This window comes from Bacillus sp. FSL K6-0069 (assembly GCF_038007785.1).
Taxonomy (GTDB): Bacteria; Bacillota; Bacilli; order Bacillales; family Bacillaceae_G; genus Bacillus_A; species Bacillus_A mobilis.
This window is the reverse complement of the sequence record NZ_JBBOXN010000002.1, coordinates 41,765-57,533: the sequence shown is the minus strand read 5'-3', so window position 1 is coordinate 57,533 and position 15,769 is coordinate 41,765. Positions and strand designations below refer to the sequence as shown.

The 15,769-nt window shown below is 33.0% G+C and carries 14 protein-coding genes; 6 read left to right on the top strand and 8 right to left on the bottom strand.

Annotated elements, in window-relative coordinates; translation table 11 throughout:
* Positions 1–8 precede the first annotated feature (8 nt).
* Positions 9–320 (bottom strand): metal-sensing transcriptional repressor, encoded by a 312-nt coding sequence (locus MHB74_RS27440; RefSeq protein ID WP_000509716.1) that lies wholly within the window; start codon positions 318–320, stop codon positions 9–11.
* A gap of 277 nt (positions 321–597) precedes the next feature.
* Positions 598–1,551 (bottom strand): metal ABC transporter substrate-binding protein, encoded by a 954-nt coding sequence (locus tag MHB74_RS27435; RefSeq protein WP_001228573.1) that lies wholly within the window; start codon positions 1,549–1,551, stop codon positions 598–600.
* Between the two features lie 209 nt (positions 1,552–1,760).
* Here MHB74_RS27435 and MHB74_RS27430 point away from each other — a divergent pair, with 209 nt between their 5' ends.
* Entirely contained in the window at positions 1,761–2,312 is a 552-nt protein-coding gene (locus MHB74_RS27430; protein ID WP_000109258.1) for a hypothetical protein, read from the top strand.
* A 100-nt stretch (positions 2,313–2,412) separates the two neighbouring features.
* On the opposite strand, the gene MHB74_RS27425 is transcribed toward MHB74_RS27430, so the two are convergent.
* Positions 2,413–3,705 (bottom strand): cell wall-binding repeat-containing protein, encoded by a 1,293-nt coding sequence (locus tag MHB74_RS27425; protein WP_000718096.1) that lies wholly within the window; start codon positions 3,703–3,705, stop codon positions 2,413–2,415.
* 332 nt (positions 3,706–4,037) lie between these two features.
* A complete protein-coding gene (locus MHB74_RS27420) occupies positions 4,038–4,223 on the bottom strand; it encodes a hypothetical protein (protein ID WP_000747418.1) in 186 nt (61 codons plus the stop codon).
* Between the two features lie 257 nt (positions 4,224–4,480).
* Between MHB74_RS27420 and MHB74_RS27415 the strand changes: the two genes are divergently transcribed.
* The 5 genes from MHB74_RS27415 (at position 4,481) to MHB74_RS27395 (ending at position 9,569) form a co-directional block, all read left to right on the top strand.
* Complete coding sequence (locus MHB74_RS27415) at positions 4,481–5,065, top strand: peroxiredoxin family protein (protein ID WP_000702218.1); 585 nt, start codon at positions 4,481–4,483, stop codon at positions 5,063–5,065.
* A gap of 9 nt (positions 5,066–5,074) precedes the next feature.
* Positions 5,075–5,908 carry a prolipoprotein diacylglyceryl transferase gene (lgt, locus tag MHB74_RS27410; protein ID WP_001050886.1) on the top strand — a complete coding sequence of 278 codons (834 nt, stop codon included), beginning with the start codon at positions 5,075–5,077 and terminating at the stop codon, positions 5,906–5,908.
* A gap of 274 nt (positions 5,909–6,182) precedes the next feature.
* Positions 6,183–6,509, top strand: coding sequence for a four-helix bundle copper-binding protein (locus MHB74_RS27405; protein WP_001180616.1), 327 nt, complete (start codon positions 6,183–6,185; stop codon positions 6,507–6,509).
* 1,253 nt (positions 6,510–7,762) lie between these two features.
* Positions 7,763–8,767: a F510_1955 family glycosylhydrolase gene (locus MHB74_RS27400; RefSeq protein ID WP_000721963.1), complete on the top strand. Its 1,005-nt coding sequence runs from the start codon at positions 7,763–7,765 to the stop codon at positions 8,765–8,767.
* A gap of 70 nt (positions 8,768–8,837) precedes the next feature.
* Positions 8,838–9,569, top strand: a complete 732-nt coding sequence (locus MHB74_RS27395) for an urease accessory protein UreH domain-containing protein (RefSeq protein ID WP_000493107.1) — start codon at positions 8,838–8,840, stop codon at positions 9,567–9,569.
* A gap of 442 nt (positions 9,570–10,011) precedes the next feature.
* Here the strand turns inward: MHB74_RS27395 and MHB74_RS27390 are convergent, their stop codons facing one another.
* The 4 genes from MHB74_RS27390 to MHB74_RS27375 form a co-directional block, all read right to left on the bottom strand.
* Complete coding sequence (locus MHB74_RS27390) at positions 10,012–10,842, bottom strand: DUF2182 domain-containing protein (protein ID WP_001095946.1); 831 nt, start codon at positions 10,840–10,842, stop codon at positions 10,012–10,014.
* Positions 10,842–11,483 (bottom strand): DUF1326 domain-containing protein, encoded by a 642-nt coding sequence (locus MHB74_RS27385; RefSeq protein WP_000047658.1) that lies wholly within the window; start codon positions 11,481–11,483, stop codon positions 10,842–10,844. Before MHB74_RS27385 ends, MHB74_RS27390 begins: the two co-directional genes overlap by 1 nt.
* A 1,354-nt stretch (positions 11,484–12,837) precedes the next feature.
* The gene (locus MHB74_RS27380; RefSeq protein ID WP_061676397.1) at positions 12,838–14,649 is read right to left on the bottom strand and encodes an SH3 domain-containing protein; all 1,812 of its coding nucleotides are present in this window, start codon (positions 14,647–14,649) and stop codon (positions 12,838–12,840) included.
* Between the two features lie 771 nt (positions 14,650–15,420).
* Positions 15,421–15,747, bottom strand: a complete 327-nt coding sequence (locus MHB74_RS27375; protein WP_000910569.1) for a thioredoxin family protein — start codon at positions 15,745–15,747, stop codon at positions 15,421–15,423.
* Positions 15,748–15,769 lie beyond the last annotated feature (22 nt).

Sequence of the window (15,769 nt, the reverse complement as noted above, 5' to 3'; positions counted from 1 at the left end):
TACCCCTCCTATTTTGAAAATTGTCTTATTACACTCATTAATTCTTGAATAGATTCATCTCCATCCCCTTTGTTAATTGCTTTTGCTACGCAATGTTTTGTATGACGTTCTAATAAAGAAAAACCTACCTTATTTAAAGCAGCATTAATCGCTGAAATTTGGATTAAAATATCTACACAGTAACGATTATCTTCAACCATTTTTTGGACACCACGTACTTGCCCCTCAATACGTTTTAAACGTTTTATAACATTTTGAATTTCTTCTTCTGTTCGAGGAACCATTTTAGGATTTATCTCACTGCCTTCACAATGCCCCATCAATATCACCTCATTTATAATATTTATTGTTCTTTTAATACATTATACGGGTAGGGGGTATAAAACGCAACTGTATGTAAACCTATTTTTAAAATTTTTTTTAGAACGTATATGCCAATAAACTAATCTGTATGTATTTTCAACAGAATAACTTCACTCTATACACTCCATAATCTTTATTAAATTCAGGGGAGCTATTACTTTTAATAAAAGCCATTCCATAAAAAAGAACCTACCATGATCAGTAGGTTCTTACATACTCATTTATCAATCATACTTATTGTAATGCTTTTTGAAGTGATAGTATGTTTGATTTCATAACACTTAAATAATCATCTTTATTTTGTATCTCATGCGCTGTTAAACTCTCTAAATTATGAAGTGTTAACGAATCTGCTCCAACTTCTCTTTTTACAACTGATGCAACCTTGTTACTAAGATTAGGCTCAAATAATACATAAGAAATATTATTTTCTTTAGCTAATTCAATAATCTCCTTTAACTTTTGAGAAGATGGCTCATTAGTAGGAGATAGTCCACTAATCCCAATTTGTTTCAGTCCATATACATCCTCCCAATATCCGTATGCAGAATGGGAGACAACAAAGGTTTTTTTTGGAGCCTTTGTAACTATATCTCTGAATTCTTGATCTAGACTTTCTAATTTTAGTTTTAATGCATTGAAGTTTTTTTCAAAATCGTCTTTCGCATCAGGTTTCAGTTGGATTAGAGCCTCTTTTATATTTTCAGCCATTTTAATGGCTCGTATAGGATCCAACCAAACATGTGGGTCTACATCTAGCTCTTTCTCTTGTTTTCCCTCTTGTACTTCAGTATTTTTTGCATTAATCAGCTTAATACCTTCTGCTGCTTTTACAATTGAAACCTTCTCATTTTTTACTGTTTGTTTAATTTTGTCTGCAAAACCCTCCATTCCCGTACCACTATAAATAAACATGTCACTTTGAGCGATTTTCACCACTGTCTTTTGAGTAGGATCGAACGAATGTGCTTCCGTTCCTGGAGGAGTAATATTTTCTACCTCTACATAACCATTTCCAATCTGCTCTGCTAAAAATTGAAGTGGATAAATGGTAGTATATATTTGTAATTTATCGGATTTCACCCTGTTTTGTTGCCCTTTTTCCGTATTCTCTTTTTTAACACCACATGCACTAAAAAGACTAATTACCAATAATAAAGAAATACATACTTTTATTAACTTTCGCATAAAGTTCTTCCTTCCTAATCATATATATGAATTCAATCTCATTATAAATCGTTATCATTACGGTTTATAATGAAGTTATCATATTTGTTTTACACAATAAAGTAAATACTTTTCATAGATTATGCAGATAATTTGCAGATACATATAGGCATAAGTACTCCACATTTAAACATATGATGAAATGAATAAAAGGACAGGGAGGTATCATTATGTCCACCTATACGCTAACTATCCTAACGCTTTGTTGTATATCAGTTATTGTTACAACATACATTTCTAAATCTAAAGGTACCCTAATGGAGTATATGGTATTTATTATGTCTTTTAGTATGTGTATCGGTTTAAGTATAGGATTTTATTTAGGTATTATCTTTAAAGGTGAATTACTATATTCTACTTTGCTTGCTATTTTGATTAGTAGTATTATCGGTCTTTTAGTCGGCCTACGTTTTCATCTATATTCTGCTTTAGAAGGCATGTTTTCTGGATTAATGGCAGGTATGATGGGAGCAATGATTACAGAAATGTTGAATGCTCAACAAGCACACAGTATACTCCTGATTAGTCTCTTGCTTACCATAGCCATTACAACTTCATGTATCATTCAATTCTTGTCAGAAACTTTTTCTTCCTATATTCACCGTAGGTTCCTATTACTACTTTCAATTAGCGTAGTAGTTGTTCTTACTGTATTCATTACATTCCCAGAACTTACTCCTCCATCCTCATCCAAACATGAGCAACATATGCATGAACATTAGCAGTTTATGTCAATAAAAACACCCCAAACTTTTCATATAATCAGGGGTGTTTTTATAGATTTCATTTATTTTATTCTTGAACAGATTTGAATAAAAAATTCTAGTGACCACCATGACCTTTTCCACTTGCTGATACAATTTCCAATTGTTCATCCAAAATACCTTGTGTTTTATTAGAAAGTTCCTTCTCTGTACCTAACAAAAAAGCATGATTATATGGGCCTTCAGTTGGTGATTCTTTAAACATAGGTTTGATAGTTGCTAAGAAATCATAAACCGGTTGAGTAGGTTCTCCTTTATCCAAAAGAATAATTGGTGCATGTTTTCCTAAATGTGAAATAGGTGCCCCCACAACAGCTAGATCTGGAGAATCTGTAGACACAAATGATACTCCATGTCCTGGTTGTGTTATCCCCCAACCAAATTTCGTTTTTGTGTCTCTAAACTTTGCAAATGCTATAGAATTTTCCACAGGGTCTTTACCACTTATCCGAGTAACCGTTCCATGTTCTCCTAACTTCTTCTCTACATCAGCTGAGATAATCGATTCCGGTCCTACCACGTAAATATTTGCTTTTCCTTTACGTTCTTTTAAAGCTTCAATTGTAGCTTGAGGAACTTCATTTTTGGTTACATATAGTAAGGGCTCTGGCATATGAGCAATCCAATTTACAATAGGTGTCGTGTATAGACGCGCTTCTTCATCTGAAGAACCAATAATAACACTTGATGGATATCCATCGGTGTCATTCGCATACAATTTATCTACATCTTTTGCAAACGTCGCACTATCTGTCCCTTTTACTTGCTTAATCTTATAATCCTTTAGAGAATTAATAACAGAATTACTCACATCTCCCATTACCATCACTTGTATCCCATCTTTTGTTCCGACTGGGTTTAACCGCTTAATTTCGTTTAACGTGCTAGTTGGAACATTATCCTTATCAATGTACAAAACCGGTCCGTTATTTGGATGATGAATTAAGTCCGCGCTCGCAATATCTATTTGCCATGATCCAAGTGGTACAAGAATCACTGCTCCGGGCTGATTTTCCTTGTGCGTCGCTGGCCAAATTGTTTGAGAGACCTGTATAGCTAACTGAATTGGATCACTCGTGTTAAGGCGCGTAACATTCTTTGTATTCGTAACCAAAAGTCCATTTGTTGCGTTAGCATTAAAATCAGTTGGAATCATAACTTTATGTTTCATATTTCCTTTATCTTTCATATCATTATTTTCATCTTTATCCATGGAGCCATGATCCAAATCTTTCATATTCTCATGATTCATATTGTTTTCATTACTTTTCCCACATGCAACCACTCCTAAAGACAAGAGCAATATCAGTCCTATTACTCCTAAATTGAATGATTTAAATATCTTTTTCATTTATATTCCTCCTTCGTTTTGAATCATGTATAAATATATCAACACTTTGACTTATACATTTTTCTCTCTTAACATTCCCCACTTTTAAATATTTTTACGAATAAAATGATATTCTGCTTTAAAACATTTTTACTTGTTTTACAGCATACTTATCTAAACAAAGAAAAACACTAGCAGAGCTTTTGCTAGTGTTTTTCTCAGTAATACGAACAAGTGATATGTAACTAAACCTATTCATAATAAATAATATATTCCATCTTTGATAGGCTAAATAGGCTGAATAAGTTATAAGAAATACTTTTTTAGATAAATTTTAAAAAAAGTTCGGATCGTTATTTTTTTTCGTCTTTTTTCATAGACCCATGGTCCATTTTATCCATATCTTTTTGATCCATATTCTTCATATCCTTTTGATCCACTTTTTTCTCCCCATTGTTACTGCATGCAGCTAATCCTAAGGATAAAGTAAATACTAATCCTACCAATCTAATTTTTGCAATACGAGACCTTTTTTTCATATCTCCCTTCCCTTCATTGTAAGGAATAACATTCTGTCTTTCAATAGCTGAAGTAACTTATACCCTTTTAGAAAAGCGGTTCCAAAAATAATGTGTCTAAAAAACTTTGGAATGTACCTTTCATTTTTCAAATGTTATCACAAAATTATGAAGAAATTATGAAGGTTATATTTAATTTTCCTTTTGTCTTGCCTCTCCATAAGAAATGCACAATTTTATTTTAAAGTAAAGGAACCATGTACAAAGGAGGTATTTTATTGAAAATCAGAATTGTTGCTATCCTTGCAGTGGTACTGATATTGGGGTTTAAGTTCCTAAGCCCTACATCTGAAACTCCTAAAGCTCAAGCACCTCAGTCGATCAATACAGACAAAAAAAGTGTTTCTACATTTTCTGTTGGTTTAGAAAAAGATCAACAAGCACCTGAATTTACTTTGTCAACACTGACTGGAGAATCAGTAAAGTTATCATCATTACGTGGAAAAACGGTAATACTCAATTTTTGGACTACATGGTGTCCACCTTGTAAATCTGAGATGCCAGATATGCAACAATTTTATTCGGATTATAAGAAGAACAATATTATTATCATTGGAGTAAACTTAACAGATAACGAATCTAATACAAAGCAAGTAAAGGATTTTACTAAACAATATAAGATTTCGTTTCCTATTCTACTTGATACTAAGGGAGAAATCAGGAAACAATACAAAATTATTACTATTCCTACAACATATATTATTGATTCAAATGGAATAATTGCAGAGAATGTTATTGGTCCTATTACTTATGACAAAATAAAAAAATTAACTTTAAATAGCGCAAACATAAAGAAAGGATGAAACTATACAATGAATCTTTTATCTATTCAACCTTTAAATCGCATAGCAATTCAGTTTGGTCCTTTAACCGTTTACTGGTATGGAATTATTATTGGAATTGGGATTTTACTCGGATTAATCTTAGCCACTCGTGAAGGCAAAAAACTACAAGTTCCTTCTAATACATTTACAGACTTAGTATTATACGCATTACCGATTTCCATTCTGTCAGCACGTATTTATTATGTACTTTTCGAATGGGCTTATTATAAAAATCACCTCAACGAAATTTTTGCTATTTGGAATGGTGGGATTGCAATTCATGGTGGACTCATTGGTGCTATTGTAACCACTATAGTGTTTACAAAGAAACGAAATATTTCTTTTTGGAAGCTAGCCGACATAGCAGCTCCAAGTTTGATTTTAGGTCAAGCAATTGGCCGCTGGGGTAATTTTATGAATCAGGAAGCTCATGGTGGTCCAGTCTCTCGTACATTTTTAGAGTCTTTACGATTACCTGATATTATAATTAATCAAATGTATATCAATGGTTCCTACTACCATCCTACGTTCTTATATGAATCCATTTGGAATATAATTGGATTTGTTACTTTGTTAATACTTCGAAAAGGAAGCCTAAAACGAGGTGAAATATTTTTAAGCTATCTAATTTGGTATTCTATAGGTCGATTTTTCGTTGAAGGACTGCGAACTGACAGTCTAATGCTTACATCTTCCTTACGTATGGCTCAAGTTATGTCAATATCCCTTATCATCATTTCGCTTCTTCTTATGATTTATCGTAGACGAAAAGGTTTAGCAACTACACGTTATAATGAACTAAACAATAATGCATTAGAATAATGGACATAATCATAATATCACCCTATCCTTTGTTATCTTTTATATCAAAAGATTTAGCTACTCTCTCTTCATGAGAAATCTCATAAAAAATAGCAATATAAATAACAGCCCAACACAATAAATGTTGGGCTATTATTACTCGTTGTCAAATAATACCAATAAATAAACTAATAAAAAATCCCGCATAATTATTGGAGATAAACGCACTTTAATAGAGGCATGGATAATCCATTTTCAACAACTATAAATAAACTATTAGAAGGAGAAAAAAACAATGCAAAATATGTATCAAGCTTGTATCGAGGAATGTTTAAAATGTATGGAAATTTGCAATTCATGTTATAGTGCATGTTTGCAAGAATCAGACGTTAAAATGATGGTAGAATGTATTCGATTAGATCGAGAATGTGCTGATATTTGTGCACTTGCTGCTAAATCAATGAGCAGTAATAGCCCTTTCGCGAAAGAAATTTGTCAGCTGTGCGCTAAAATTTGCGAAGCATGTGGAAATGAGTGTAAAAAACATGAACATCAGCATTGTAAAGAATGTGCCGATGCTTGTTTCCGATGCGCAGAAGCTTGCAAGCTAATGGCGAGTTAATCTCAAATCATTAACTGCTTAAAATCTCCTAGAAATATTAGCCATTCAATCAACACGAAAACTAATAATTTTGTACTCAAAAAGCTGTTTACTATATCTTGAAGTAAACAGCTTTTTATAGTAAAGTCTCGCTCGCTACAAATTGAACACCTGAGTTTTGTCTTCATAATTATCCTCTAAATATTCTTTTCGAATTTATTAGGTTATTAACTATAAAATTTTTATTTTAGTTATGATTTTCATGATTATTTGCAAATGGATCATATACACCCTTCAACAATGAAATAGATAAGAGTATACTTAGCACAATCAATCTGAAAAAAGTGAATCATTTTTTGTTTCGTACAATGAATGCAAGTATCCCTAATAAGATTGTAATACCTAAACCAATATTTATTTTTTCACTCCTTTTATTATCGATACGTAGTTATTACATTCCTGAAAGAAGCAATGCAAACACAAAAAAAGTAGTCATCACAAAGGACAGAAGAATTATTAGTATAGGCAATTCTTTTTTACTTTCTTTTAGCAGCGATACAAAACCAAATATATATCCAATCACTGTAACTACCATCCATAAAATATCCGCGATGAATTCAGGCAATCTAGCTAGTGCTGTGCTGAAAAATAAAATAATACAGAACATTTGTAATAACAATACAAATAATAAATATTTATTAAACTTTATATACGCCACCCCCTACGTAATATTTAGAATTATGCTACCATGCATTAAAAATATATCAACCTTTTTTTGTTAAAGCGTTTTAATCTAATGAAGTATAGTTATATAGATTCCAAGTTGCTAGAACTAAACATCTTAATAATTTTTTCTGGTTATCTTTAAATTAATAATAAACTGTTTTAGAAGTATGCAAAGGATTTATTATGTTCTGGTAAACACATAAAACTCTTTAATGTATAAATCATTAGAAAGAGTATAAAAATCGTCATTTTCTCCATAATTTCTTGATAATAGTTTTTTATACTTAATTTATCAAGTTGCTGGCACAGCATTAAAAATTGACTATTGCCTCCACGCAATCTTTACTTTACTTTCCGTGTACCCTTCCTATTAAAATTTATATACAGGTATTCGATTCTAAATCAATCGAATACCTGCTTTTTTATTGCAATTATATTTTTCTTTCCCAACGTATTTTGGGATTCACACTATCCTCAGCTTCATAATTTCTCGACAATTTTTCATTATACTTAGAGCATTAATTGTATATTAGAAAGGAGACGCAACATTGAAAAAAATATTAATCAGTAGTTTAGCTATTACATCTATCTTTATAGTCACAGCTTGTTCTAATGGACAAGAACCATCCCAAAAGAAAGAAGAGGTTTCCCAAGCTAGACGGGATACAAATAAAGAAAATAATGTAACATCAAATGTTATTGCTCAAAACTTGTATAAAGAAATTTCATCAGGAAAAATTGAACATATACATGGGATTGGATACCCTGGAAACCTAACCGGAGTTTCAATTGCAACTCACAGTGGAATAAAAATATATCAAAATGGAAAATGGTTAGAATCAAAAGAGCAAAAACATGATTATATGGGCTTTCAAGCTACAAAAAATGGATTCTTTGCAAGTGGTCATCCTGAACCAAGTTCGGATTTAAAAAACCCATTAGGATTAATTAAAAGTAATGATGGAGGAGCAAGTTTTAAAAAACTAGCTTTTTATGGTGAATCGGATTTCCATAACCTTGCTGCAGGATACAATAACGAAACTGTATATGTATATAATGAACGCCCAAATTCTAAACTGAAAAATGGATTTTATTACAGTACAGATAACGGAAATGCGTGGAAGCAGGGTAAATTAGATGGCATCTCAAGTGCAGTTAGCTCATTTGCTGTACATCCTGATAAATCCAGTGTTGTTGCAATGAGTACCAAAAATGGAATCTACTTATCTACAGACAATGGTAATACATTTAAATTGTTCTCTAAATCACAAGAAACAACTGCACTAACATTGGGAAGTGAGGATGTTATTTACTCTTACATAACTGAACAACAACAACAACAATTGATGAAGCAACCCCTTGCTACGAGTCAGGGAGCAGATTTAAACATTCCAGCTTTAGATTCTAAAGATCAAATCATGTATATATCTCAAAATCCTCAAAATCCTGCTGAAATAGTTTTTGCCACCATAAAAGCAAATGTATTTCTTACTACTGATGACGGAAATACATGGAAACAAATCGTTAAGAATGGGAATTTAGAATATAACTAATCATTAATATAAAAAATAAATAGAGTGATACTTATATATCCCAAATATAATTCAGAAAGGTGAATACAACTTGTTTTCAACAATTAGTCAATGGAGTTATCAACTCATGTCACCCTTTATAGACATCGCTAACTCCACTAAATCAATACCTATTCTTTTTTCGTTTTTATTAGGTGTAGTAGGTACTCTTGCACCATGTCAATTGACAGGAAACATTAGTGCAATGACTCTCTATGGAAATCAGTCTCTACAGAAAGGTATCTCTTGGAAGCATATTTTGTTATTTACTTTAGGGAAAATAGTAGCTTTTACGTCCCTTGGATTATTAGTATGGTTTCTAGGGAAAGAAGTACAACAATCATTAACTTCATACTTTCCATGGTTTCGTAGATTTATAGGTCCGTTGCTAATATTTATCGGACTCATATTAGTAAGAATAATAAAAATAAGAAGTTCTTTCTCTTTACATGTTCCTATTCTTGCTTTTAAGAGGAAAAAAGAAGTTGGTTCATTTTTTATGGGATTTATCTTTTCTTTAGCATTCTGCCCTACCATGTTTGTTTTATTTTTTGGAACACTAATTCCTCTATCTTTATCATCTAACAATGGATATTGGTTTCCAATGTTTTTTGCAGCAGGAACTGCTATCCCAGTTATCCTTTTACTTTTAATTATTGCATATCTTGGCCTAAGTGGCTCTTTACTTAAAAAGAGTCGAAGAGTTGGAAAAATAATTCAATTTACAGCGGGTCTCTTTATGATTCTTATAGGGATTTACGATACTCTTCTTTACTGGATATAAAAATTAACAGTTAAAATACTTTACCGAATTGATCGTATACATAAAATGTAATTGTTGTAATAGTGCAGCAATCTGTTGTTATGGTATTAGAACTGGAATTGGACCATGACAACGCTTCTAGAAAACTGGATATTTCCCGTATCTCCACTGTAGTAGAAGATATAATTGCTATGAAGGGAAACTTCGGAATATTAAAATAGATTTTCATTGGTCAGTATAAACTCATCTAGCAAAAAGAAGTAAATATAAAACCAAACCCCATCCCTTCAGCTTTGAACGGCTGGGGTTTGGTTTTTACTTATAAATACAAGAACTCCTAATAATAATTTATATTAATTTTGTAGAAGACATTAAGCTACTTTTCGATTTATCTTAGCTTTATCCTTTAAGCCTGAACCTATATCCAAAAACACTGCTAAAAATACTGTTAAAGTAACCTCATTTATTCACTCAAAGTATGTGTACCATGAGATGAAATATCTGGTTCTACCAAAAAAGGAACGCTGCTTGGATCAAACACTATCCAGATTCCTAATACTATTAGCCCTATACCAATTATTTTTGAAAAATATTCACCTGAGGGGAGTATCTTCTCAAGAAAAGTAAGCAGAGTTATAATCCCCATCCAGAACAAATTCATAATACCGACTGCAAATAAAATAACCATCAGCCCCCAGCAACAACCTACACAATGAAATCCATGTTCGACGCCCATACGTATTGCCCCAAGCCGGCCGCTACGCCAACCGTTTAATACATAATGAAGAGGATTTCGACAATGTCGTAAACAAGCTTGTTTGAGTGGTGTAAGCTGGTAGAGTCCTCCTAAAGCTACGGTGAGACCGGCAACGATAGGCCCTTGTTGATTCCATGCAAGGAAACCAAGATTCAATAAGTCAATGATCAAATAAAGACCATATGCAATTAGGCCATATGTAGTCCAAGCTATCAGATATCCAATAAGGAAAACCCATGTGGATACAAGTGGAATCTTCAGATTTCGGGTACGCTCTGCTGACACGCGAGCAAAGGTAATGACCATGGGTGTGACGGATGGCAGCATCATAGCTGCCGTCATCGTTACCCACATACCCACATACCAGCCAAATGTACCTAGAACCATGCCATTACTACTAGTCATATTATAGTGATCCAGCATAATCATCCAAGCAATAATTGTTATCGTTAAGAGAATTGCTGTCAAAGGAATATTACCTATCGTTCGTGATCGAATTAATCGAATAATTAGTGGCTGTTTTTCTTGGGTATTCATCAAGAGCCTACTTTCCAATCAAAAGGAATATGTTTACTGGATTTTCCTTTATATTCATGAGAGAAATCAAATCCAATGGCTTTATCCTCTTTTACAACACCCCAAGTGGCAATTTGTCCTGGACCCGTTTCAGAACCCGGCGGATTGTGTAGTTGAACTCGACGCTTTGGATCAGCTGTTGGACCTGTAAGAGCTTCAGCACCAACGGATACCTTATTTGGAATTTCTGCTCGCCAATAGGCTAAATCATCTGCAGCATCAAACTTGATGGGGGCATACTCAATTCCACGTAGTTCGCTAATGAGGCTGCCAAATTCCCCCGCCCAACCTCCAACCTTTCCGGTGAAAATTTGTTCAAGAGCCTTACGCTGATCTTGATCAGCACGTTCATCAATATAGAACATCAACTTCATCGTCGCATCGGGATCGCCAATCCACATATTCCCTGCAAATTCACCAAGGGCTACTACTCCGAAACCATCTAATCGTATGTCATTGTAATACCCTTCGTGGACTTGCCATACCAGTGTAAAGAGACAATCCCCGTTCGTAGGCTCTTGAGCAAATGTACAGGGACAAGGAAGTTTGCAACTGCAGACATCGAACCACTCACCTTTTAAATGCCACTTCGTTTTAGACATATCAATCCCTCCATCCGTTTTAATAAAATCACTTTTTCTCTTCCTTCAACATGACAAATATATTCTCACTGATAGCCATATAGTACAGAAGTTATTGTGGAATTATCTACTGAAAGCAAGAAAAATGTTAATGAAGTTGCAGTTTGATTTTTCTATTTAGTTGAAAAATTCCCTATAGAAAATGATAGCCTTTTAGAAGAGGAGGAATAAAATTGAATATCAAAAATTCGACTTTAGGTATGATAAATTGGAATAATATTTTACCACCAACCAATCAACTTCACAGATTCCAATATATGATGAAAGGACATACTAAGTTACTGTCAGCTATCAATTCTTTTACTTATTCGCTCCCTTTAGCGAACACACTTCGTACGATAGCAATCCTTCCATCTAGTTTGAATATGCTATCTACTATTCCTCAAATGATTATTGATACTATTAATAATTGATCTACAAAAATATTAGAATTTCCAATCAATATAAAGCAGAACGCATCAGCTATCTTTCTATTTTTGATTTTCATTTTGCTCTTTATCTATCAACTTTGTATAGCACCAGCTATACAAAATATATATAAGAGGAAAGTTCTTTGTATTTCTGAATTTACAGAAAATAAACCTTGAGAAAATGCAAAACAAATAAAGACTTCTTTAGAACAAGATTTCGGGATTGTCCTCGATATTATAAATAAAATTCGAGTTATCAATCGAGAAACACCAGTTTTCCGATCATACCACCGTATTTTTGATACAATTTATACCCTTATAATAAACCTGTAATAATAATAGAAAAAATGAAATAGGTCATTCGTAATATATATGAATTCAATAGGTGAAGAAATGAGTGGATGAGTTTTCACAGGAAACTTAGCAAAATAAAGTGGTAACCAAAGGTGTTTTTACATTCAGAAAACACCTTTTCAGTTTATAATTCTATTTCTATTTCTAAAGTCTAAGCATTATTGAGCAAAGTAATAATCAGCATTAGGAAAAATTCTCTTGAAATCTATTTAGTATCGTAAAGATATATTTTCTCGAATATATCTTTTGTTCTTAGTTTTTGAAAACCTTAGCAATAATAAATAATAATATTAACTGAAGTGAAAAACAAAAGACATTGTAAACGATGCACCTATATTAACAAACACTACTTTAGGCGAAGCAACTTGTGCAATGCCGATATAACTATGAAAACAGTAGATGTTGTAGGTCATGTTGAATTGGAAAACTCATACAAAAGCACTATTTCTCCATAATTCCACAGAAAAATAGCGCTTTTGTAAATTGGAAATAATACCTTTTTTTAACTTGATGAGTGACTGTTAGTTTCGTTATTTAAATTAAAAAGCATTTTACTTAATATATAGTTTTGGATTTACAGCATTACTCTTTTGAGCATTCCACTCACCTTTATGAACTTCAAAATGCAAATGTTGTCCCTCGGATTGACCGGTATTCCCCATAAACCCAATTTGTTGTCCTTGTTTTACGCTTTGCCCAGCTGAAACAGAACGACTATTTAAATGAGCATATACAGTTGTGTATGTTTGTCCATTCATATTATGAGAAATAAACACGACATTCCCATAACTTTCCGAATAGTAAGAACGTGTAACCACTCCATCTGCTGCTGCTGAAACGGATACCGTGCCAGAGGCAGCAATATCTAATCCATAATGCATTTGTCCACCGCGTTTTTCAAATCCAGAAGTATAACTTCCAGCAGCTGGCTTAATGAAACCACTTGCTGTATTTTCATTTGTTGTACCTACCTCTGAAGGTGGTTGTTCCTCCACGGTAGCTACCTTTGTTTTTGAAAGATAGTTCATACCTACAAATCCTGTTTTTCCATTGTAATTGATTTTATACCATCCAGCCTGCTGTCCAACAACTTGAATTTTTTGATTAGGCTCAACAACTCCAATTACTTCATAATTCATACCTGCTCCACTTCTGACATTTAGAGAACTAGACTTAACATAGTAGTTTTGAGCAGGTTCTTGTTTCTCTTGCTCACGAGTTGGTTGTTGAACTACTTCTTGTTTCTCTTGCTCACGAGTTGGTTGTTGAGCTACTTCTTGTTTCTCTTGCTCACGAGTTGATTGTTGAGCTACTTCTTGTTTCTCTTGCTCATGATTTGGTTGCTGTGCTTGTTCTAGTTTCTCTTTTGTTTGAGTTTGCTCTTGAGTAGAAGAACCTTTTAAAAATTTTACAAATTCACCACTCACATACCCTGTACGGTTGTTATACTTAATTTTATACCAACCGTTTTCTATATCCACTACTTGTAAACTTTGTCCTTTTAGGACTCCTCCGATAACAGGATGATAGTTTGCGGGACCTGTTCTAACACGTAGAACAGCAGCATCTACTATGTATGTACCGTTCTGTTGAACAGATTCTGTCTGTATCGATTGTGGAAGGTTAGCGGTATTATTTGTTCCGCGGGATACATAATCTTTGTTTATATAAGCAAATCCCTCATTCAATTTTACTCTATACCAATCTTGGACTTCTCCTACCACTTGCACAACCTGACCTTTGTTCATTACACTCACTACTGGATGAGACATACTTGGACCTGTTCTAACTCTAAGAGAAGATACGTTCACTGTATAACTTCTACTTGCTTGCACCTTTTGTTTTTTGGATTTTACTAATGATTTATTAATTGATACATAGTCTTTACTAACATAAGCATTCCTATTATTATATTTAATTTTATACCAACCATCAGCTTCCCCAGTGACCTGTAATATTTCTCCTTCACCTACAAGTCCTAAGATAGAGTTGGATGTACTTGGACCTGTTCTAACACGTAAAGTTGTAGTACTTACTTTTATATGATTAGGAGTTGCATACTCCTTATTTACATAGGCTTCCGTGTTATTATATTTAATTTTATACCAATCTTCAGTTTCATCTACTACTGGTACAGATTGTTCTTTTGATACCAGTCCTAGAATTGTATTAGATGTACTTGGGCCTGTTCGGACACGTAATGCGTCTACATTTACTGTTACTCGATTTTCATGCGTTACTACATCAGAAGCTTGCTTGGATTGCGTGTCTTCTGGTGCTATAGATGTTTGTGCTTGAGCAGTACCAATAACTGTGCCTCCTGCAACAGAAGCTACTGCCATACTAGCTAGGATTTTTTTCATAAGTGTAAGGCACCTTCCCGTAAATATATTTTACATTTCTTTAAGTAAAAGAGTTTAAATACATGTTGATCTCTATCAAGTTATATAGCTATTGATGTTGATCCTAGAAATCCATTTAATTTTACTTATAACATCAAAAAAGAATAAGTCTTATACTGATTTGAAAAAATATTGTATCCTTAAAACAACACTTCATAAGCGTTTTATTTAGTTATTACCTTCTCTCTTATATCATTTCACCTACTCCCGTATATGCCATTTTAAATAGAGGTATCATTTTCTGTTTATACAAAGTCATCCTTTGTAAGCTAATATAAGTTAGAGAAACATGCACATTTTGAGTAGTGTTCATATTTCTTACTATTCTCCTGCTGCTCCCAACAGTAGATAAACAAAGTACAATGGTAATTTTCATTTTAACAGCTTATCTATATACCCCTTAGTTATTATACAAAGCAACTTTGCAGAACCTGTGCAAAGTTTCTATATTAGAAAAGAATAAAATTTCCCCTTTAACTTTTAGTAACCTAATTAATAAGGGATTTTCTGTTATGTGCTCTTAAATAAATATATCCTTATATAATATTAATTCAATTGAGTAATACTTACGCTACTTAATTAAAGTAAGAAGAGAAGGGGGCTCTCTCCCTTCTCTTCTTACATAGATACATATTTACAAATAAAAATTCATTCGAATTTTTAATCTGGTTGATTTAATTGTATTCAATAGACTTTTACAAAAAACAAAAATCAATTCATAACTCTTTTTATTTATGCATTATAATTATTTTTGATAAAACTTACAATTACATCTTCATTGGGAGCAGGAGCAGTGACACGATCAACTTCTTTTCCGTTTTTCAATAATACCAGTGTCGGTATACTCATCACACCAAACTTTTTTGCTAAATCGATTTCTTTGTCAACGTTAACGTCAAAAAATACAATTTGATTACCAAATTGCTCAGAAACACTTTCAACTACTGGCGCTAATTGTCTACATCCAGGACACCATTCTGCAGTAAACTTTAATAATATCGGTTTACTTATTACTGAAATTTGCTGTTCAAGCTCAGTTAGATTAATTTCCTTTAGCATGCATAATACCTCCTAAAAATTT